The sequence below is a fragment of the Flavimaricola marinus genome (assembly GCF_900184895.1).
Taxonomy (GTDB): domain Bacteria; phylum Pseudomonadota; class Alphaproteobacteria; order Rhodobacterales; family Rhodobacteraceae; genus Flavimaricola; species Flavimaricola marinus.
In genome coordinates, this window is record NZ_FXZK01000002.1 from 389,914 (window position 1) to 408,986 (window position 19,073).

At 61.7% G+C, this 19,073-nt stretch carries 18 protein-coding genes; 9 read left to right on the forward strand and 9 right to left on the reverse strand.

Annotated elements, in window-relative coordinates; translation table 11 throughout:
• The first annotated feature begins 25 nt into the window (after window positions 1-25).
• Window positions 26-1,276 (forward strand): tyrosine--tRNA ligase, encoded by a 1,251-nt coding sequence (tyrS, locus tag LOM8899_RS08725; RefSeq protein WP_093991808.1) that lies wholly within the window; start codon window positions 26-28, stop codon window positions 1,274-1,276.
• On the opposite strand, the gene LOM8899_RS23380 is transcribed toward tyrS, so the two are convergent.
• Window positions 1,273-1,416: a hypothetical protein gene (locus LOM8899_RS23380; protein ID WP_168770501.1), complete on the reverse strand. Its 144-nt coding sequence runs from the start codon at window positions 1,414-1,416 to the stop codon at window positions 1,273-1,275. The genes tyrS and LOM8899_RS23380 overlap by 4 nt on opposite strands.
• A gap of 46 nt (window positions 1,417-1,462) precedes the next feature.
• Between LOM8899_RS23380 and LOM8899_RS08730 the strand changes: the two genes are divergently transcribed.
• The 6 genes from LOM8899_RS08730 (at window position 1,463) to LOM8899_RS08755 (ending at window position 6,218) form a co-directional block, all read left to right on the forward strand.
• Entirely contained in the window at window positions 1,463-2,521 is a 1,059-nt protein-coding gene (locus LOM8899_RS08730; protein WP_168770502.1) for a GNAT family N-acetyltransferase, read from the forward strand.
• Window positions 2,439-2,852: a Fur family transcriptional regulator gene (locus tag LOM8899_RS08735; protein WP_093991810.1), complete on the forward strand. Its 414-nt coding sequence runs from the start codon at window positions 2,439-2,441 to the stop codon at window positions 2,850-2,852. Before LOM8899_RS08730 ends, LOM8899_RS08735 begins: the two co-directional genes overlap by 83 nt.
• Before the next feature lie 344 nt (window positions 2,853-3,196).
• Window positions 3,197-4,090, forward strand: a complete 894-nt coding sequence (locus tag LOM8899_RS08740) for a DMT family transporter (RefSeq protein WP_093991811.1) — start codon at window positions 3,197-3,199, stop codon at window positions 4,088-4,090.
• 40 nt (window positions 4,091-4,130) lie between these two features.
• Window positions 4,131-5,405, forward strand: a complete 1,275-nt coding sequence (gene eno / locus LOM8899_RS08745; protein WP_093991812.1) for a phosphopyruvate hydratase — start codon at window positions 4,131-4,133, stop codon at window positions 5,403-5,405.
• Window positions 5,406-5,567: 162 nt separating this feature from the next.
• The gene (locus LOM8899_RS08750; protein ID WP_093991813.1) at window positions 5,568-5,990 is read left to right on the forward strand and encodes a cupin domain-containing protein; all 423 of its coding nucleotides are present in this window, start codon (window positions 5,568-5,570) and stop codon (window positions 5,988-5,990) included.
• A gap of 3 nt (window positions 5,991-5,993) precedes the next feature.
• Entirely contained in the window at window positions 5,994-6,218 is a 225-nt protein-coding gene (locus LOM8899_RS08755; RefSeq protein WP_093991814.1) for a sulfurtransferase TusA family protein, read from the forward strand.
• A gap of 76 nt (window positions 6,219-6,294) precedes the next feature.
• Here the strand turns inward: LOM8899_RS08755 and LOM8899_RS08760 are convergent, their stop codons facing one another.
• The 8 genes from LOM8899_RS08760 to purC form a co-directional block, all read right to left on the reverse strand.
• Window positions 6,295-9,132, reverse strand: a complete 2,838-nt coding sequence (locus LOM8899_RS08760; protein ID WP_093991885.1) for an Rne/Rng family ribonuclease — start codon at window positions 9,130-9,132, stop codon at window positions 6,295-6,297.
• A 426-nt stretch (window positions 9,133-9,558) separates the two neighbouring features.
• Window positions 9,559-10,185 (reverse strand): transglycosylase domain-containing protein, encoded by a 627-nt coding sequence (locus tag LOM8899_RS08765; RefSeq protein WP_211096175.1) that lies wholly within the window; start codon window positions 10,183-10,185, stop codon window positions 9,559-9,561.
• Between the two features lie 168 nt (window positions 10,186-10,353).
• Complete coding sequence (locus LOM8899_RS08770; RefSeq protein ID WP_168770503.1) at window positions 10,354-11,688, reverse strand: sigma-54-dependent transcriptional regulator; 1,335 nt, start codon at window positions 11,686-11,688, stop codon at window positions 10,354-10,356.
• Between the two features lie 23 nt (window positions 11,689-11,711).
• Complete coding sequence (locus LOM8899_RS08775; RefSeq protein ID WP_093991817.1) at window positions 11,712-13,487, reverse strand: sensor histidine kinase; 1,776 nt, start codon at window positions 13,485-13,487, stop codon at window positions 11,712-11,714.
• Between the two features lie 89 nt (window positions 13,488-13,576).
• Window positions 13,577-14,248: a phosphoribosylformylglycinamidine synthase subunit PurQ gene (purQ, locus tag LOM8899_RS08780; protein WP_093991818.1), complete on the reverse strand. Its 672-nt coding sequence runs from the start codon at window positions 14,246-14,248 to the stop codon at window positions 13,577-13,579.
• A gap of 20 nt (window positions 14,249-14,268) precedes the next feature.
• Window positions 14,269-15,306: a zinc-dependent alcohol dehydrogenase family protein gene (locus LOM8899_RS08785; RefSeq protein WP_093991819.1), complete on the reverse strand. Its 1,038-nt coding sequence runs from the start codon at window positions 15,304-15,306 to the stop codon at window positions 14,269-14,271.
• Between the two features lie 4 nt (window positions 15,307-15,310).
• On the reverse strand, window positions 15,311-15,550 hold the full coding sequence (gene purS, locus LOM8899_RS08790; RefSeq protein ID WP_093991886.1) for a phosphoribosylformylglycinamidine synthase subunit PurS: 240 nt from the start codon (window positions 15,548-15,550) through the stop codon (window positions 15,311-15,313).
• Window positions 15,551-15,603: 53 nt separating this feature from the next.
• Window positions 15,604-16,365 (reverse strand): phosphoribosylaminoimidazolesuccinocarboxamide synthase, encoded by a 762-nt coding sequence (gene purC / locus LOM8899_RS08795; protein ID WP_093991820.1) that lies wholly within the window; start codon window positions 16,363-16,365, stop codon window positions 15,604-15,606.
• Window positions 16,366-16,503: 138 nt separating this feature from the next.
• On the opposite strand from purC, the gene LOM8899_RS08800 reads away from it, so the two are divergent.
• Both LOM8899_RS08800 and LOM8899_RS08805 read left to right on the forward strand, forming a co-directional pair.
• On the forward strand, window positions 16,504-16,818 hold the full coding sequence (locus LOM8899_RS08800) for a DUF1476 domain-containing protein (RefSeq protein ID WP_093991821.1): 315 nt from the start codon (window positions 16,504-16,506) through the stop codon (window positions 16,816-16,818).
• Between the two features lie 360 nt (window positions 16,819-17,178).
• Window positions 17,179-19,071, forward strand: a complete 1,893-nt coding sequence (locus LOM8899_RS08805) for a phosphatidylglycerol lysyltransferase domain-containing protein (RefSeq protein ID WP_133064997.1) — start codon at window positions 17,179-17,181, stop codon at window positions 19,069-19,071.
• Window positions 19,072-19,073: the final 2 nt, after the last annotated feature.

Genomic DNA, 19,073 nt, shown 5'->3' on the forward strand with positions numbered 1-19,073 from the left:
AAGCCCATACCCCAAGGACCGTCAGATGACCTACCATCCAAAATCCGAATTCATCACCGAGATCTCGGCGCGTGGATTTCTGGCAGATTGCACAAACTTGCAAGAGCTGGACGAGCGCCTCGCCCGCGAGGTCGTCACCGGCTATATTGGTTATGATCTGACGGCCAGTTCACTGCACATCGGCAACCTCGTGCAGATCATGTTGCTGCGCTGGATGCAGAAGACCGGTCACCGCCCCATCACTCTGATGGGCGGCGGAACCACCAAGGTCGGCGACCCGTCCGGCAAGGACGAGATGCGCAAGATGCTGAGCATCGAGCAGATCAACGAGAACGCCAATTCGATCCGCAGTGTCTTCTCGCGCTACATTTCCTATGGCGACGGTCCGACGGATTCGCCGCTCGTCAACAATGCCGAGTGGCTCGACAAGCTCGGCTATATCGAGTTCCTCCGCGATATCGGTCCGCATTTCACGATCAATCGCCTGCTGTCGTTCGAGAGCGTGAAATCCCGCCTCGATCGCGAACAATCGCTGAGCTTTATTGAGTTCAACTATATGTTGTTGCAGGCCTATGATTACCTCGAGTTGCACCGCCGCTACGGCTGTATCCTGCAGATGGGCGGCTCGGATCAGTGGGGCAACATCGTCTCGGGAACCGATCTGATCCGCCGCGTTCTGTCGAAGGATGCCTATGGCCTGACCACCCCGCTCGTGACCCGCGCAGATGGCAAGAAGATGGGCAAATCCGTCGATGGCGCGGTCTGGCTCAACGAGGACCGGATGTCGTCGTATGACTTCTGGCAGTGGTGGCGCAACGTGGCCGACGCCGACGTGGGCAAATTCCTGAAGATGTTCACTGAAATGCCGGTGTCGGAGTGCGACCGGTTGGGCGCCTTGGGGGGGTCTGAAATCAACGAGGCGAAGGTGATCCTCGCCAATGAAGTGACCGGCCTGCTGCACGGAGCAAGCGCTGCCGAGGCGGCGGAGGCGACAGCCCGTGAGGTCTTTGAGCGCGGCGGCGTCGGCGACGATTTGCCGACACTGACCCTGACCCCCGCCGAGATCGCCGATGGCATTTCGATCGTTCAGGTCATCGTTCGCGCGGGTCTTGCGTCGTCCGGCAAGGAGGCTAAGCGCCTGATCTCCGACAACGGCGCCCGCATCGACGACCAGCCACTTACCGATGCCGGCCTGATGCTGGATGCGGCCGCTCTGTCGAGCCCCGTCAAGCTGAGCGCCGGCAAGAAGCGTCATGCATTGGTGCAACTGGGCTAGAGCGCCCAGTCCACCAAGCCGATCAGCGCCCCGAGGGGGATTGCCACACACAGTGCGAAGAGTGCCGCCCCGATCCGCGTCAACCGCGGGCCGGGTGCGTCGTGGCCCAGAACCGGGCCGGGGGTTGCGCGTTTTTTCATAGCCGCATTAACCCCGCTTTAGGTTTCAAGCGCGTTAATGCGCCCCATGTCAGATCTCCGTCCAGACGCATTTTCCGATCTCGTCACTGGCGGGCCGATGCTGCCACTTCAGCAGCATCCTCTCTATGGCAAGGCGGTTGGCCTGATGGGCCGACACAGCGAGATCGTACCCCTTTGCGCCAATGGCGCTGATCTGGGCGAGGCTCAGATCGTGTGGCGCGATATGGGCCCACTTGGCATTCAGGGGTTGCTCCCCCGCGGACCCCAGTTCGAGGCCGGCACGCCGGATCAGCAGGCCGAGGCGCTCAGATCGCTCTCGGGCCACGGCTTGCGCATGATCGAAGCCGAGGCCCCTCATCCTGCGCTTCGAGCGGCTGGCTATGTCCAGGTCTTGACCCCTGCCCACATGGCGGAACTGCCTTTGGACGGGACCAAAGCGGATCGTCGCGCGCGCGCGCATCCCAAATGGCGCGCCAGCCTTCGCAAAGCCGAAGCCGCAGGTCTCAAGCTGCGCACGCAGCCCTATCGCGGTCAGCCCGGCCATTGGCTGTTGGACCGCGAAGCAGCCGCGCGCAAGACCAAGGGCTACCATGGTCTGCCCGCTGTCCTGCCCCTCGCCCTCGGTCAAGCCGATCCGAATGCCCTGCGCATGTTTTGGGCCGAAAAGGCGGGAGAGCCGGTGGCGGGCATGCTTTTTGTCCGACACGGGCAGGTTGCCACCTATCTGACCGGATGGACCGGACAGGACGGACGCAACTGCTGCGCGCATCATCTGCTTATGATGACGGCAGCCGATTGGCTGGCCGCGCGGGGCCATCGGCGGCTGGACATGGGCCAGGTGGACACACGGGCCGCGTCGGGACTTGCCCGGTTCAAGATCGGGAGCGGCGCGGCGGTCAGAGCCTTGGGCGGAAGCTGGCTGCGACTGCCGTTTTGCGGCCGTCCGCGCAAGGTCCACACTGGAAAAGCGATGTCGAAGCCGCTAAACCCGCTCGACACACCTTTCAGTTCTCTGGCGGCTCATGACAAAAACGATCCTAGAACGCTGCGAAAACCACGGCCTGCGGATGACAGAGCAGCGGCGAACGATCGCTCGCGTTCTTGAGGCCGCAGACGACCACCCGGATGTGGACGAGCTTTTCCGCCGCGCATCGGCAGAAGATCCGCGGATCTCGATCGCAACCGTATACCGGACGGTCAAGCTGTTCGAGGAATCGGGGATCCTGGAAAAGCACGAATTCGGGGATGGCCGCGCGCGCTATGAAACCGCTGACCGAGATCACCATGACCATCTCATCGACATGCACTCTGGTGAGGTCATCGAATTCGTCGATCCAGAGATCGAGGCGTTGCAGGAAAAGATCGCCGAACGTTTGGGTTATCGGCTGAAGGGCCACCGGCTGGAATTGTATGGCGTGCCACTGAAGAAATCATAGGGCCGTGCTAGTTGTTGGGGCCTGATCCGGTGAACCGCGTTCATTTGCGAATGGCATTTGATCACTGAAGAGCGGGTCCCTCGGTCTGACCGAGCCCGGCGAAAACGTGATCCGGGTCAGTGTCAGTGTCAGTGTCAGTGTCAGCTGAATGGCCGCCTATGTGACTGTCGGCACATGAGGAATCACAATAATCAACGGTTCCGCCATCGCGAAAAGACCTGCGAATGGTCATGCCAGTGAAGGCAGCCGATCCACGGACCAATTCGATCCAAGGCGGGGGTTTCCTTACCACTGACAAGGCAGTACCACCGTGGCAATCTATCCCGAACCGAAAGCCTATCTCGATGGAAAACCTGCGCGGTGCTCTTTTCATGATCCTCGCGATGGCTCTGTTCGCGGTCGAGGACATGTTCATCAAATTGATGTCCGTGGACCTGCCGACAGGACAAATTCTGGTCATCCTCGGGCTGGGGGGCGGACTGGTCTTTGCGGTCATGGCCTTTTTAAGAAGGCAGACGCTTTGGACACGGGCTCTGCTTCACAGGATCGTTCTGGCGCGGACAGCCGCCGAAGTGATCGGCACCGTCGGTTTCGTGACGGCATTGGCCCTGACCGACATCACACTGGCCTCGGCCATCTTGCAAGCCCTTCCACTGGTCGTCACCCTTGGCGCCGCGTTCTTTCTAGGTGAGCAGGTCGGCATTCGCCGCTGGAGCGCAATCGCGGTCGGTTTTGCCGGCGTGCTGCTGGTGATACGGCCGGGGCTCGACGCCTTCGAGCCGGCTTCGCTTTTCGCGGTTCAGGCGGTCATTGCATTGGGCGCGCGCGACCTGCTGACCCGTGTCACGCCTCGCCAAACCACTGCCGAGCAGATGTCGATCATGGCTTTTCTGGGCATCGCCGTCGCCGGGGGCGCATTGCTGCTGACGTTCGATCAGAGCTTTGCCCCGGTCAATGCCCGCAACGCCACCTTTGCCGTCGCCACCGTTTTGATCGGGGTCATCGCATACCTGACGATCGTGGCCGCGACACGAACCGGCGACGTCGGTGCCGTGGCCCCCTTTCGTTACTCACGGATTGCTTTCGCATTGGTGGCAGGAGTTCTCGTCTTTAGGGAACGCCCGGATGCAGCGACCCTGATTGGCGCGGCGATCATCGTCGCGTCTGGCGTCTACACATTGATCCGCACCCGACAGCGCAAGGGGGCCGCTTCCCTCCCCGGCGGGACCGGGATATAGCTAGGTCAGACCCATTCCCAAGGCAGCAAGGAATCTTGCCATGAGCACTATCATCGACATCCACGCCCGCGAAATTCTGGACAGCCGGGGCAATCCCACGGTCGAAGTTGACGTGATCCTCGAAGACGGCACGATGGGCCGTGCCGCTGTGCCTTCCGGAGCCTCGACAGGTGCCTATGAGGCGGTCGAAAAGCGTGACGGGGACAAGTCCCGCTACATGGGCAAGGGTGTTCTCGAGGCCGTCGCCGCGGTGAACGGCGAGATTGCCGAAAACCTTCTGGGCATGGATGCGACCGAGCAGGTCGACATCGACATGATGATGATCGAACTCGACGGCACCGACAACAAGGGCCGTCTGGGTGCAAACGCCATTCTCGGCGTGTCGATGGCCGCTGCGAAGGCTGCTGCGGAATTCACGATGCAGCCGCTCTACCGCTATATCGGTGGCACGTCGGCCCGGATGTTGCCTGTGCCGATGATGAATATCATCAACGGTGGCGAACACGCCGACAACCCGATCGACATTCAGGAATTCATGATCATGCCGGTGAGTGCCACCGACATTCGTGAAGCAGTGCGCATGGGCTCGGAAGTGTTCCACACCCTCAAGAAAGAGCTGTCTGCCGCCGGCCTCTCCACCGGGATCGGTGATGAGGGCGGCTTTGCTCCGAACCTGTCATCGGCCCGCTCTGCCCTCGATTTCATCCTGCAGAGCATCGAGAAGGCCGGCTACAAGCCCGGCGAGGACATCTATCTCGCGATGGATTGCGCGGCGACGGAATACTACAAGAACGGCAAGTACGAGATGAAGGGCGAGGGCCTGTCCCTGACCTCCGAAGAGAACGTGGATTATCTCAAGGGTCTGGTCGCGGATTATCCCATCATCTCTATCGAAGACGGCATGTCCGAAGATGATTGGGACGGCTGGAATGCCCTGACCGCCGCGTTGGGTGACAAGGTTCAGCTCGTCGGCGACGATCTGTTTGTCACCAACCCTGCCCGGCTGGCCGACGGCATCAAGCAAAACACGGCCAACTCCCTTCTGGTGAAGGTCAATCAGATCGGCACCTTGACCGAGACGTTGCAGGCCGTCGATATGGCTCATCGCGCCCGGTATACCTGTGTGATGTCTCATCGCTCGGGCGAAACCGAGGATGCGACCATCGCCGACCTCGCCGTTGCGACAAACTGCGGTCAGATCAAGACAGGCTCGCTTGCCCGGTCCGACCGGTTGGCCAAGTACAACCAGCTGATCCGCATCGAGGAAATGCTTGGCACGTCGGCACAATATGCAGGTCGCAGCATTCTGCGTTAACCCGCATCGCACTATCCGGCACTTCGGTGCGCGCCGCCTTTGTGAAGGCGCGCACCGATCGGGGCGCCCGTAAGGGGAGCGGGCAACCCAATTGGCCAGTTCTGATCGCGGGCAAGCGATTTCATCCCCTTTCGCCAATCTGAGGATTCCGAGGATCAAGCAATGACCGCCGATGATCTGATCGCCCGACTGGCGCTCTCTCCACATCCAGAAGGCGGTTGGTATCTCCAGACATGGGCCGCCGAGAACGCTGGCCGCGCCACCGGCACATGCATTTATTTCCTGCTCAAGTCAGGCGAATCCAGTCATTGGCACAGGGTCGATGCGACCGAGATCTGGCATTTCTATGCTGGCACTCCGCTGATCCTGAGCCTTTCGCAGTCTGACGAAGGCCCTGCAGTGGATCATATCCTCGGCCCGGATTTCACGCGCGGCCAGCAGCCTCAGATCATTGTCCCGACCGGGTATTGGCAATCCGCTCGGGCCGAGCATGGATGGGCCTTGGTCGGTTGCACTGTGAGCCCCGGTTTTCAGTTCGAAGGCTTCACCCTCGCGCCCCCCGATTTCGACATACCAAGGGCCTGACCGATGCGCCTAAGAGAGCTAGATACGACCGGTCTCCTGTGCCCCCTGCCCGTCCTCAAGGCCCGCAAGGTGTTGGCAGGGCTTCAACCGGGGGCGCTGTTGCAGGTGAGTGCGGATGATCCGGCCAGTTTGGTCGACATCCCTCATTTCTGCACGGAAGCCGGTCATACGCTGATCCGCCAATCCGACGAGAACGGCGTCTTCCATTTTGTCATTCGGCGCGGCTGATCTCGCTGCCGGTCTGTGAACGAAAACGGCCAGCGCGGGGGCGCTGGCCGTATTCGTTTCGATGCGGTCGTCCGGCCTAGCGGGACAGAGACCACCAGCCACGCCGCTTCGGCTTGTCGCTGGTCGCTTCGTCTTGGGACGCAGCGGAGGTCGTCGCCGGTTCTGGCGTTGTTTCCGCTTCGTCCGGAGTTGTCGTAGCCAGGGTCTCTGCGACCTCTTCCACCACAGGCGCCGCAGCGGGTTCCGGTGCGGGCTCCGCAGCGGTTTCGTTCACCTCTGGTGCCTCTACGACCGCAGGCTCTGCTGGGGCCTCCTCGACAGGGGCCTCTTGCACAGGGGCCGCCTTGGGCTTGGCCCGACTGCGGCGTGGCTTGGCTGCCGGTTTCTCGGCCGGTGCGTCAGCTTCGGCGGTTGATGCGTCTTCGGTCGAGGTTTCGGCTTCGGCCGCATCTGCGACGGGCTTCTTGGCTCTGCTGCGACGGCGAGGCTTGGGCGCCTCTTCCTTTGCATCCGTTGCGGCGGTGTCGCTTTCAGTCGCCGTAGCTTCGGCAGCAGGTTCCGCCGTTTCCGGCTGTTCGGCCTCGGCATCGCTGTCGACCTTGCGGCGGCGGCTACGACGGCGCTTTGGCTTCTCGGTGGCTTCTGCCGTCTCGGCCGCCGGTTCGTCCTTCGACTCGGAGACTACCTCTGCCTTAGCCTCAGCTTGGACTTCGGCGGTTTCGGCACCCTCGGAGGCGTCGCTGGCCGAGGACGAGTCGTCCCCGTTGTCGCCGTTGGACTCTCCATTGGACTCGCCATTGCCGCCGCGACGACGCCGACGACGACGGCGCTTCTTGCGCGGACGGTCGTCCCCGTCAGCCGGGCCGGGCGCATCCGCCGATACCGGTTCGACAGGCTCCGCCACCGCGGTGTCGGGTGCCTCGTCTTCGTCAGCCTCGACAACGTCGTCGTCTTCGTCCTCGAACATCATCGCCGAGGTCGAAACGACGGGCAGAACGGCCTCGGGCACAGTTCTGGTCGCTGTCTTGAACTTTTCGAGTGTGAAGTCCGGCGAAACGAGGGCGGGATCGCCTTCGACGCGCACAGCCATGCCGTAACGCATCTCGATCTGGGCGACATGTTCGCGCTTGTAGTTCATCAGGAAGTTCATGATGCCGTAAGGCACCTTGACGAGAACCTCCTTGGAGCGACCGCGCACACCCTCTTCTTCGAGTTGGCGCAGGATCGCCAGAGCGACGTTGTCGTCAGAGCGCAGAAGGCCGGTGCCGTGGCAATGTGGGCAGGGCTGCGTCGTGGCCTCCAACATGCCGGGTCGCAGACGTTGCCGCGACATTTCCATCAAGCCGAACCCCGAAATCCGGCCCACCTGAATGCGGGCGCGGTCGGTCTTGAGCTTGTCCTTGAGACGCTTTTCGACGGCGGCGTTGTTCTTGCGCTCGTCCATGTCGATGTAGTCGATGACAATCAGACCGGCCAAGTCCCGCAGACGAAGCTGTCGGGCGACCTCGTCGGAGGCCTCGAGGTTGGTCTTGAGTGCCGTCTGCTCGATCGAACCTTCCTTGGTGGCGCGGCCCGAGTTCACGTCGATGGCGACGAGGGCTTCCGTGACGCCGATCACGATGTAGCCGCCGGATGGCAGCTGCACCGTCGGATTGAACATGCCGGCGAGGTAGCCTTCGACCTGATGGCGCGCGAACAGCGGCAGGCTTTCCATGTAGGGTTTCACGTTCTTGGCGTGGGACGGCATGATCATTTTCATGAAGTCCTTGGCCGTGCGGTAGCCCTCTGCCCCTTCGACGATCACCTCGTCGATCTCCTTGGAATAGAGATCGCGGATCGACCGTTTGATCAGGTCGCCTTCCTCGTAGATTTTCGCGGGCGCGATGGACTTGAGCGTGAGTTCGCGGATCTGCTCCCAGAGCCGCTGCAGGTATTCGTAGTCCCGCTTGATCTCGGCCTTCGTCCGCTGGCTGCCCGCCGTACGGATGATCAGCCCGGCGCCCTGCGGCACCTCCATGTGGCTGGCGATTTCCTTGAGCTTCTTGCGGTCCGCGATGTTTGTGATCTTGCGGCTGATGCCGCCGCCACGCGCCGTGTTGGGCATCAGGACGCAGTAACGGCCAGCCAGGGAAAGGTAGGTCGTCAAAGCGGCACCCTTGTTGCCCCGCTCTTCCTTGACCACCTGCACCAGCATGATCTGCCGGACTTTCACCACTTCCTGAATCTTGTAGCGTTTCGGGCGCGCCTTGCGCACCGGACGCACGTCTTCGCTATCGTCCTCGTCGGCGACGGATTCGATCGTCTCGTCCTTGTCGACCTGAGCCACGACGAGATCGGCGTCATCGGTGGCGTCGCTGTCGTCGTCCTCGCCCGCGGCGGGCGTTTCGACAGGCGTTTCGGCGACCAGTTCCATCGGAGAGGACCCTTCCGGCGCATCCCGGTCTTCCTTGCCGTCGTCATCCTCGTCGAGATCGATGGTTTCCATGCCGGAGACGTCGGCCGTCGCTACTGCGTCGCCCCCCGTCTCGGCAGCTTTGGACCGGCTCCGCGACCGTGAGCGACGCACGCGCTTGGGCTTGGCGCCTTCGCTTGCTTCGTCGCCATTGCCGTCGTCTTCGCTGGCGGCAAGCGCCCGCTCTTCTTCGAGCAGAGCTTCACGGTCGGCGACCGGGATCTGATAATAATCGGGATGAATCTCCGAAAACGCCAGAAAACCATGACGATTTCCGCCATAGTCCACGAAGGCCGCCTGCAAGGACGGTTCTACCCTTGTGACCTTGGCGAGATAGATGTTGCCCGCTAGCTGGCGGCGGGAGGCGCTTTCAAAATCGAATTCCTCGACTTTGTTTCCGTCAACCACCACGACGCGGGTCTCTTCCGCGTGGGTGGCGTCAATGAGCATTTTCTTAGCCATGTTATCCGTTCGCACGTCACCGTTTTTGAAGCCCCGGGGGGCGCCAAAGGCCGATGAAAGTGTCTGATTAGAGCGATTCGCGCGGCGGCATTCGACGACGGCCCAAGGGCCTTTGCGTCTTTGCCTGCTGTATTCGCGCGTTTCATCGCGTTTCTTCTCCGACCCCTGCCATCGGCAGGAGCCCATTCAAAGCCCGGCACTTGTCGTTGATACGCAAAGCGCCCGAGGGCAGGTCATCTGGCCCGAGTGGAGCCACATCCGTAAAACTGCCGAGAGGAGCGCGGATACGCTGCGCCACAACCCCAGGCAGAAAATCCAACCGCGCGGTCCCACGTCCCAGACATGGCCGCCCGTAGACCATACATAGGGTCTGTTCGCGTCAATTGACAATGCAAAAGTGGCGAAGCGCCGATCTTTCCGACCCTGCTAGAGATCGCAGCCCTCGAGCCACACGTCGCTGTGGCTCGCCGGTTCGCACTCCTCCTCCACGAGAGCGGCGATCCGGCCGGCACGCTCGATCAGCTCGGGAGCATCGACATCGGCGAGCTTCAGAGCCCCCGGCGCTATCATCACGGCGACCATCTTGAGGAAAGCGTCAAGCGGGACATCGCTCGGAGAGGCACCGAAATGGGCCTCACTCGCGGCGTAGAGCCCGTCGATCCACGTGCCGTCCGGCCCGGCGCCCATCGGAACCCGGTTCAGGAACAGCGCCAGGATCTGGGGTTTCGTCAGCGCCGCTTCCAGACCGATGGCGTATCCTGACTGGCGGATCTTGTGCAGACCGGGCGTGAAGTCCGCGAAACCGTCCGATTTGGCCAGACTCTGCGTGATGGTCGTCGCACCGGCACCTGGCGTGGTGAAATCGACACCATAATGGCTGCCGAAGGCCGGATCCTCGACCGCGAGAAGGATCGCCCGCCTATCAACGCCCAGCGCCACCCCACCCTGCCCTGCCGCGATAAGTGCATTGGCCTCTTGTTCGAGCGACTGCGCGTCGGCGCGTGCATCACGATAGCCGGTATAACCGTATCCCACGAAAAGAGCTGCGGCCAAGAAACATAGCCAAATGACAGTTCGGAATAGTCTTCGCATGGTAATCTCAATACGGTTTGGTGGCCTCGAAAGACCGTGGTGTTGGTATTGCCCTTCGGTGACCGGACAGCATTCTTCGTGGGAATATGATCATCTCCGGCGCCGACTGCTCAGCGCAGAAATTTGCCGCTACCCGACATAATCCGACCGTTGCAGTCCGTATTTGGCCATCTTTTCGTTGAGTGTCCTGCGCGGCAAGCACAGTTCGTCCATCACGGCGACGATGCTGCCCTTGTGCCGACGCATGGTATTGTCGATCAACATCCGCTCGAACGCCTCGACGAATTCCTTCAGCGGCTTTCCCTCGGTCGTCATTGCGGCCTGTGTCTCATCGGTATCGGCCATCAGGAGCGATGCGATCGTTCCTGTGCCGCGTCGGTTTTGCAGGACTGCACGCTCGGCCACGTTAATGAGTTGCCGCACGTTCCCCGGCCAAGGGGCTTGCAGGAGCTGCGCTGCCTCCTGGGCGCTTACCTCGGGGGCATCACAGCCATATTCCTCTGCATATTGCTCAGAGAGACGCGCAAAGAGCGTCAGGATGTCTTCGCCACGTTGCCGCAGTGGCGGAACGGTGATCCGCAGAGCCGCAAGTCTGTAGAACAGGTCGGGGCGGAGAACGCTTTCACAGGTCTTGCCTTCATCCTGAAGATTGCAGATGGCGACGATCCGGGTCTCGGCGGGCGTCCCCTGATCGTTGATCGCGGTCAGAAGGCGGGCCTGCATGGCCTGCCCCAGTGCCTCGATATCCTCGAGCACCAGCGTGCCACCGCGCGCCTCCTCGATCGCAGGCAGACCCTCGTCTTCGGCCGTGGGGCCAAAAAGGCGCCGGGCGAGAGTCTCCTCGTCAAAAGCCGAACAACTGATCAGAACGAATTTCTTTGACGCACGCGCACCGACAGCATGCAGCGCATGGGCGATCAGCGTCTTGCCGGTTCCGGTTTCGCCTTCGATCAGCACGTGTCCGTCAGCTTGGCCCAGATCGAGGATATCTTCCTTGAGCCGTTCCATGACGGGGCTTGCGCCGATCAGTTTCTTCATCAGAGCCGATCCGTCGCTGAGTTCGCGGCGGAGCGCCCTGTTGTCGAGCGTCAGTCGCCGGGCGACGGTCGCCTTCTTGGCCAGTTCGGTCATCCGGTCGGGATTGAACGGCTTTTCGAGGAAATCGAAGGCGCCGATCCGCATCGCCTCGACCGCCATCGGCACGTCGCCGTGACCGGTGATCATGATGACGGGCAATGTCGAATCGACCGACTTGAGCTTCTTGAGGAGTTGCATCCCGTCCATGCCGGGCATCCTGATGTCGCTCACCACGATGCCGGGATAGTCGGGGTTCAGCCCACGCAGGGCGTCTTCTGCACTGGCGAACGTTTCGGTATCGAACCCCGACAGGGCCAGCCACTGGCTGATCGACTGGCGCATGTCTTTTTCGTCGTCAACGATTGCGACTTTCATGGATTTGCTCATTGGCCGGTCCTCATGACTTGCATTCATTCCGCAGCGGAAATCTCTTGCTCTTGCTCTAACACCGGAAGTTGCACTTCAAATACGGCGCCACCGGCAGCCGCATTGCGCGCCGTCAGACGTCCACCAAGGTCGTTGACGATGCCGGATGAAATAGCAAGGCCCAAACCCACCCCATCACCGGGTTGTTTGGTCGTGTAAAATGGCTCGAACAGGTTCTCAAGATCTTCGACGCCGGGACCATTGTCGCGCACCGTCAACACGACCGTCTCGCCTTGGGCCAGCAAGATATCGATCTTGGGATCGCGGATCCCTTTGGTGGCATCCAGTGCATTGCGCAGAAGATTGATGATCACCTGTTCCAGTCGCAGCCTGTCCCCGAGGATCATGACGGGATCCGATGGCAGCGTGCGTGTGATATCAACCGAACGGGTTTTCAATTGCGGCTCCATCATAGCCAACGCGGCGGACACACAAGCCCTTGTATCCACTGGCTCAAACGCATCCGAACCCTTGCGGGCATAGCTTTTCAGTTGCCGCGTGATTGCCCCCATCCGGTCGATCAGGTCGTCGATCCGCTGGAACGACGACAAGGCCTCATCCGGCCGTTTTCGTGTTAGCAGGAGCCGCGCTCCGGCGAGATAGGTCTTCATGGCCGCCAGCGGCTGGTTCAGCTCGTGGCTGACGGCAGCCGACATCTCGCCCAAGACGGCCAGCTTGGAGGACTGTGCAAGCGTTTGTTCGGCCACTTCCAGAGTGCGCTCGACCTTCTCTCTCTCGGCGATTTCCTGCTGGAGCCGAGCGTTCAATGCGCGCAGTTCTGCCGATTCCCTTTGGAACAACACGAGCCGCGAAGCGGTCTTGCGCGAGGATACCCAAAACCCCATGGCGAGCAGGATCGCGAATCCCATGATCTCGAGCGCCAGCACGCCGTTCACACGTTCCCGGACCGAGGTGTAGGCCGTATAGCTGACCATCGTCCAACCCTGGAACGGCACGCGCAATTCGCGCCGCATCACCGCTTCGCCCCGGACGTAGGCATCGACAGGCAAGGCAGACCAATCCTGCGTCGCGCGGATTGCCCGCTCGATGGCTGAAGGCGCGGATTGCACCGCGAGCGCGGTGTCCTCCTCTTGCCCGCGCCAGCGCGGCTCCGTCGCCAAGATGATCTTGCCCTCGCTGTCCGTCACCAGGACGGCGTCGACCGTGCCCGCCCACGACCGCTCCAGCTTGGCCAGGTCGACCTCGACGGAGATCACGCCGAGCGTCACACCTGTCGATTCGATCCTGCGGGAATAAAAGAAGGCGTAGCCGGCGGTCTCACGCGGGATCGAGCTGAAGACGGTTGCGTTGGATTGCTGTGCTTCGACGAAGTAAGGCGCCTGGTCGTGGAATTCTCCGAGACGATTGCGGTCCGTCGCCGCGACGACGCGTCCGTCCCGGTCATAGAGCATGATCGACGCCGCGCCGATTTCATCGACGAACGACAACAGTCGCAGGGTCGAGCGCGAATAGTCCGCCGAATTCAGGGCCCCGATCAGCTCGGGATCCCGGGCCAGCAGTTGTGGAACGATGGAATTGCGCTGCAACTCGCTGAGCAGGTTGCCCGCATAGAGCGTCAGCCTCACTTCGGAGCGGTTTCGCGTGGTCTCGGTAAACCGTTCCGTCAGCAGCAGATTTGTCCAGTAGACCACAGCAAGCGCGGTCAGGCAGAACAACGCGACGCTGCCCCGAACCAGCCAACGCCGACGCGGGCGGGACAGTCGGGCCAAGCCGCGTCGTTTTGGAGCTGTCTGTGCCATGATCGGACTCTAGGCTGCGGACCAGACCACGTCCAGCGGCAGCACGATCAATCATCGGCAGCCTCTCGCCCAAACATCCGCCAAACGGATCAGACGCTGGCGAGGGCTCCCACCATTCCGGCAAAGAGCGGCTCGCCCTGAATGCCGCCATGCGCCTTGTCCACCGCCCTTTCGGGGTGCGGCATCATGCCAAGCACGCGGCGGTTTGCCGACAGGACGCCTGCGATGTCCTCGACCGATCCGTTTGGATTGTTCCCGGCATACCGGAAAGCGACCCGATCTTCTGCGTTCAGTGTCTCGAGCGTAGCTGCATCGGCATAATAGTTACCATCGTGATGCGCGATCGGCAGGGCGATTTCCTCGCCGCGACCGTATCGTGCCGTGAAATCGGACGCGGTGGTTTCGACCCGCAGACCCTGGCTCTTGCAGACGAATTTGATGCCGGCGTTTCGCATCAGGGCGCCGGGCAGAAGACCGGTCTCCGTCAGAACCTGAAATCCGTTGCAGACCCCGAGCACATAGCCACCCCGCTCCGCATGATCGACAAGCGCCTTGCAAACCGGAGATTGGGCAGCAATCGCCCCGCAGCGCAGATAGTCGCCGAATGAGAAGCCGCCCGGAACAGCCACGATGTCGAGCCCCGACGGCAGACCCGCCTCCTTGTGCCAGACCATCGTCACCTGTGCCCCGGCGGCCTTGAGAGCCACGGCCATGTCGCGATCGCAATTCGATCCGGGGAATACAATCACAGCGGCTTTCATCGGGCAGGCTCCTTGACGATTCAAGTTAGAAAATCGGTGATTACGGCCACACCGGGCGGTGTCGGCCCATTGAACGCGGCGAGTTCCCGGCCGGTCTCGGACAAGGCGATCTCGCGTGTCACCAACGGGGCAAAATCGATGCCGGATGCTTCGATGAAGCTCAAGAGGCTGGGATAGCGCCAGCTTGGCATGCCGCGCGTCCCGAAGAGCGCGAGATTGCGCATGTAGACGGCGTTCATGTTGATCTCCATGTGTGCAGTATGGCCCAACGGCATCCCCACCTGCACATGGCGGCCCAAGGGGCGGAGGCATTCGATCGACGCATTCGTCGTTTCCTGAATGCCCAACGCCTCGACACTGACGTGGGCACCGCCCCCCGTCAGGTCCGTAATTCGTGCGGCAGTGGAGCCCTCCCTTGCGTCCACCGCCGCCTCGGCCCCGAGGCTCAAGGCATAGCCGAGCTTCTCGGGAACGATATCGACCGCAACGACCCGCGCGCCCATTGCGCGACCGAGGATCAATGCGGACAAACCCACGCCACCAACGCCGTGGACAGCGAGCCACTCGCCCGGTTGCAGCGCCGCCCGACCGGTCAACGCGTGCCAAGCTGTCGTCACCCGACACCCCAGACCGGCGGCGATCGTCGGCGACATGCCTTCCGGTAGCGGCGTCAAATTATGATCGAACGGAACCGCGACATATTCCGCAAACGCTCCGGGTTCGACGAAACCCGGCAACCGTTGATCCGGGCAGGTGTTGCCGTTTCCCGACTGGCACGCCGGGCAAGAGCCGCAGGCCAGAATAAACGGCGCAATCAGTCGATCTCCGACGCTGTAGGTCGCCCGTGGCCCTGCGGCCACGACCTCACCGCAGTACTCATGCCCCCCGATCTGACCGGGCTTAATCCGCGGATGTTCCCCCACCCAGCCATGCCAGTCGGACCGACAAACGCCGCAGGCCAAGACCTTGAGGACCACACCATCGTCCGGGCAAGCAGGCTCAGGCATCTGTTCAATCGACAGATCGGCCCGGAACTCACGCAGGACGGCGGTGCGCATCACCTCAGGCGATCTCCACCCGGTAGCTTTCGATCACTGTGTTGGCGAGCAGCTTCTCGCACATCCGCGTGACATTTGCTTCCGCCTCGGCAGCGCTGGTCTCTGCCAGGTCAAGCTCGATGACCTTGCCCTGCCGCACACCTTCCACACCGTCGAATCCCAAAGCCCCCAAGGCATGGCGAACCGCTTCGCCCTGTGGGTCCAGAACGCCAGTTTTCAACATGACCGTAACGCGCGCCTTCATCATCTTGTCTCCGCTGGTGCCTTCATCTTGGCAAATAAACTCAATTCCGACAGTCAGTTGATCAGAGTCGGCTTGGGCCGATGCGTCACGTTTGACGGAAGAACACCCAAACGTCGAGCCACTTCGGTATAGGCATCGGTCAACGATCCGAGATCGCGGCGGAACACATCCTTGTCGAGCTTCGCCCCGGTTTCGATATCCCAGAGTCGGCAGGAGTCGGGGCTGATCTCATCAGCCACCACGAGCCGCGGGAACTCGCCATCCCAGACACGCCCGATCTCGATCTTGAAATCGACGAGCTTGATACCGACGCCGTGCATGACCCCAGACATGAAGTCGTTCACCCGCAGCGCCAGCGCAATGATGTCGTCCAGATCCTGTTGCGACGCCCAGCCGAACGCGATGATGTATTCCTCGGGCACAAGCGGGTCGCCCAGCTTGTCGTCCTTGTAGCTGAATTCAACGATCGGCCGTGGCAACAAGGTGCCCTCTTCCATCCCGAGCCGCTTTGCCATCGACCCTGCGGCATAATTGCGCACGATCACTTCGAGTGGCACGATCTCCACTTGCCGGATCAATTGCTCGCGCATGTTGAGCCGTTTGATGAAATGCGTCGGCACGCCGATCGACTGCAGACCGGTCATGAAAAACTCGGACAGGCGGTTGTTCAGCACGCCCTTCCCGTCGATAACGTCCTTCTTTGCGCCGTTTCCGGCGGTCGCATCGTCCTTGAAATATTGCACCAAAGTGCCCGGCTCAGGTCCCTCGAAAAGGATCTTGGCCTTGCCTTCATAAACCTTTTTCCGACGTGCCATTGGCTCTCCAGACTCTAGGCGCCAGACACCCGGGCGGCGCGATAGAATGCCTCTTACGCGAACCCCCCCTTGCGGGCAAGCCACCTGAGAGGCATATCATAGGGTCCATACCCTGTTCCAAGCCAAGGACCGCGACACATGTCCACCTTCGACGACCGCGAACACGCCTTTGAGGCGAAATTCGCCCACGACGCCGAGATGCAGTTCAAAGCCGAAGCCCGACGCAACAAACTGCTCGGTCTCTGGGCCGCCGATCTGATGGGCAAAACCGGCGACGACGCCGCTGCCTATGCACAAGAGGTGATCAAGTCCGATTTCGAAGAAGCGGGCCATGAGGACGTCTACCGCAAGGTATCAGGCGATCTCGCGGGCAAAGCCGACGAAGCGACCATCCGTGCCAAGATGGCGGAATTGCTGATCGAGGCCAAAGCCCAGCTTCTGACCGAGTTCTAAGCAAAGTGGCGGGCTTCTTGCCCGCCCACCCATCGGCCGAAACTGCGGGGCAGAGCCAACAGCTGGCCGCCTCGACCTTCCGCTGCGGCGTGTGACTTACGTCACTCATGCGGCTCATGTGGATGCGTCGAGCCTATCCCTTGCGGCCGAGCCGTCTTTCCGAAATCCATTTACCTTAAACCAGCCGCACATCACCCGATCGGTTTAACGCGCAGTTCACCGCCGCGCGGCTAGGTCTGCCAGACCAGCGGCGGCGTTCGCCCCGGTTCTTGACGGAGTGAGCCTTTGACGACGACCCTTCCCCAGAGCAATCCAGAATCCGCACAAGGCCAAGCAACCGCGCCGCAAAGGTCCCGAGGATTGGCCTCATTCCCGCGCCTTCTGCCTCGGCTGTTCGGCCCGGTGATGATGATTGTCTGTGGCCTTCTGTTGTTTCAGAAGACCGAACCGGGTTTTGGCTCCGAGGTCGTCACCGCGCTTGCAGACATCGCTCCGGGCGCTTGGCTGCTTGCAATCGTGGCCGCAATCGTGAGCCTCTGGGCAGTGGGCCACTACGACGCAATCGTGCACAGCGCCGCCGGCACCAGAATCGCGCCGGCCCGCGCCCGGGCAGCCGGACGCCGTGCCATCGCCGTCGGACAGGCGGTAGGATTCGGGACGATCACCGGGGCTCTCGTCCGTTGGCGGAGCTTACCGGAGTTGGGGTTGGTCGACCTGACGAAGTTCTCGGTCGCGGTCAGCCTATCGTTCATGGCAGCTTGGGCCGTCATCGCGGGAAGCATGGCCGTCATTGTCTGGGGCGGGGTTGCCGGTTCGGTCCTGTTGCTCGGCATTTGCCTGTTGGGAGCGCGCCTTCCGATCCCCAAACTGCCGGGCCTGCCCTACCTTCGTCGCGCACATCTGGGCGGGCTCTTGGTATGGACATTGGTTGATACGCTTGCCGCGGCGATCGTGCTGTGGGCGTTCTTGCCCATGGAGTTCAGCTCGTCGTTGCCCTTGTTCTTTTTCGCTTATCTGGCGGCACTCGGCGCAGGAATGATCTCTCAGAGCCCCGGAGGAATCGGGGCCTTCGAGCTGACACTCATAGCCTTGTTGCCGCATTCCGATCCGGCGGCGCTTCTCGCGGCAACGCTTGGCTACCGCCTCGTGTATCACATCGGCCCAGCCATACTTGCGCTGGTGATATTGATCCGACCGGCCCGACAGCCGCGGGTTGGCAACATGCAGCTCGACCTGTCGATCAACTCGGATCGCGCCCGACGGATCGCCGCACACCCTGATTGGGGGCTGATGGGTCAAGGCGCCTGCGTGTTGTTGTCTGGTGCCAGCCAACACGGATGGATGGTCAGACAGGCTCCGGGCACATTGGCGGCAATCGGCCCTGCACTCCGGCGTCCGGAGCTTTCGGAACTGGCTTTGGCGGCTCGGATGCGAGGTCGAATCCCGCTCCTCTACAAATGCAGCGATCGCGAAGCAGCCGCGGCCCGACAGGCAGGATGGAGCACGATGGTCGTCGCAATGGAAGCGATGCTTGATCCTACAGAGTTTTGTCTCGATCGGCCCGCCTTGCGGCAATTGCGGCGCAAGCTGAGGGGCAGTGAAAAAGCGGGGGTGACCGTCGAGGCAGAGCCTTGCGCGCTACCGTTGCACGAAATGGCCGAAATCAACAGGGAGTGGGCGCACGCCCACGGTGGCGAACGCGGGTTTTCGATGGGGCGCTTCTGCACCGATCTCATAGGCGATCAAGCCGTCATGCTTGCGTGGCAAAACGAGCGGCTGGTGGGATTTGCGACGTTTCACAAGACTGCCGCAGGATGGGGTCTCGACCTCATGCGGCACCGCACCGATGCTCCGTCCGGCACCATGCAGGCGCTTGTTGCCGCAGGAATCTCGGCGGCCAAATCCGAGAGCGTAGCCCACTTGAGTCTCGCGGCCTGCCCGATCGTGCCGCATTGGCCGGGCCTATTGGATCGGCTTCTGACAAAGCACAGAAAGGCGGCGGCAGGTTTGACGCAATTCAAATCCTCTTTCGCCCCGCGCTGGGAGCCACGCTATGCGGCAAGTCGTGACCCTGTCTGCCTGATGGCCGGCCTTGCCGCGGTGACATGGGCTGTTCACCGACCTGCCCCGACCGGCCAAAGTGACTTTCGATTTGAACTCGAGCGTCCAACGTGCGAAGCCTCGCCCACACCAGCGCTGCGTGACATTCCAACGTTAAACGGCCCTACAGCCGGGATGTCGCGCCTAGATTGAGG

Excerpts from the sequence above, each read along its gene's own strand:
- LOM8899_RS23380 (WP_168770501.1), bottom strand. The coding sequence starts at position 1,416 with ATGAAAAAACGCGCAACCCCCGGCCCGGTTCTGGGCCACGACGCACCC.
- LOM8899_RS08760 (WP_093991885.1), bottom strand. The coding sequence starts at position 9,132 with ATGGCTAAGAAAATGCTCATTGACGCCACCCACGCGGAAGAGACCCGC.
- LOM8899_RS08770 (WP_168770503.1), bottom strand. The coding sequence starts at position 11,688 with ATGAGCAAATCCATGAAAGTCGCAATCGTTGACGACGAAAAAGACATG.
- LOM8899_RS08730 (WP_168770502.1), top strand. The coding sequence starts at position 1,463 with ATGTCAGATCTCCGTCCAGACGCATTTTCCGATCTCGTCACTGGCGGG.
- LOM8899_RS08785 (WP_093991819.1), bottom strand. The coding sequence starts at position 15,306 with ATGCGCACCGCCGTCCTGCGTGAGTTCCGGGCCGATCTGTCGATTGAA.
- LOM8899_RS08735 (WP_093991810.1), top strand. The coding sequence starts at position 2,439 with ATGACAAAAACGATCCTAGAACGCTGCGAAAACCACGGCCTGCGGATG.
- LOM8899_RS08750 (WP_093991813.1), top strand. The coding sequence starts at position 5,568 with ATGACCGCCGATGATCTGATCGCCCGACTGGCGCTCTCTCCACATCCA.
- LOM8899_RS08800 (WP_093991821.1), top strand. The coding sequence starts at position 16,504 with ATGTCCACCTTCGACGACCGCGAACACGCCTTTGAGGCGAAATTCGCC.
- tyrS (WP_093991808.1), top strand. The coding sequence starts at position 26 with ATGACCTACCATCCAAAATCCGAATTCATCACCGAGATCTCGGCGCGT.
- LOM8899_RS08740 (WP_093991811.1), top strand. The coding sequence starts at position 3,197 with ATGGAAAACCTGCGCGGTGCTCTTTTCATGATCCTCGCGATGGCTCTG.
- purQ (WP_093991818.1), bottom strand. The coding sequence starts at position 14,248 with ATGAAAGCCGCTGTGATTGTATTCCCCGGATCGAATTGCGATCGCGAC.
- LOM8899_RS08775 (WP_093991817.1), bottom strand. The coding sequence starts at position 13,487 with ATGGCACAGACAGCTCCAAAACGACGCGGCTTGGCCCGACTGTCCCGC.
- eno (WP_093991812.1), top strand. The coding sequence starts at position 4,131 with ATGAGCACTATCATCGACATCCACGCCCGCGAAATTCTGGACAGCCGG.
- purC (WP_093991820.1), bottom strand. The coding sequence starts at position 16,365 with ATGGCACGTCGGAAAAAGGTTTATGAAGGCAAGGCCAAGATCCTTTTC.
- purS (WP_093991886.1), bottom strand. The coding sequence starts at position 15,550 with ATGAAGGCGCGCGTTACGGTCATGTTGAAAACTGGCGTTCTGGACCCA.
- LOM8899_RS08755 (WP_093991814.1), top strand. The coding sequence starts at position 5,994 with ATGCGCCTAAGAGAGCTAGATACGACCGGTCTCCTGTGCCCCCTGCCC.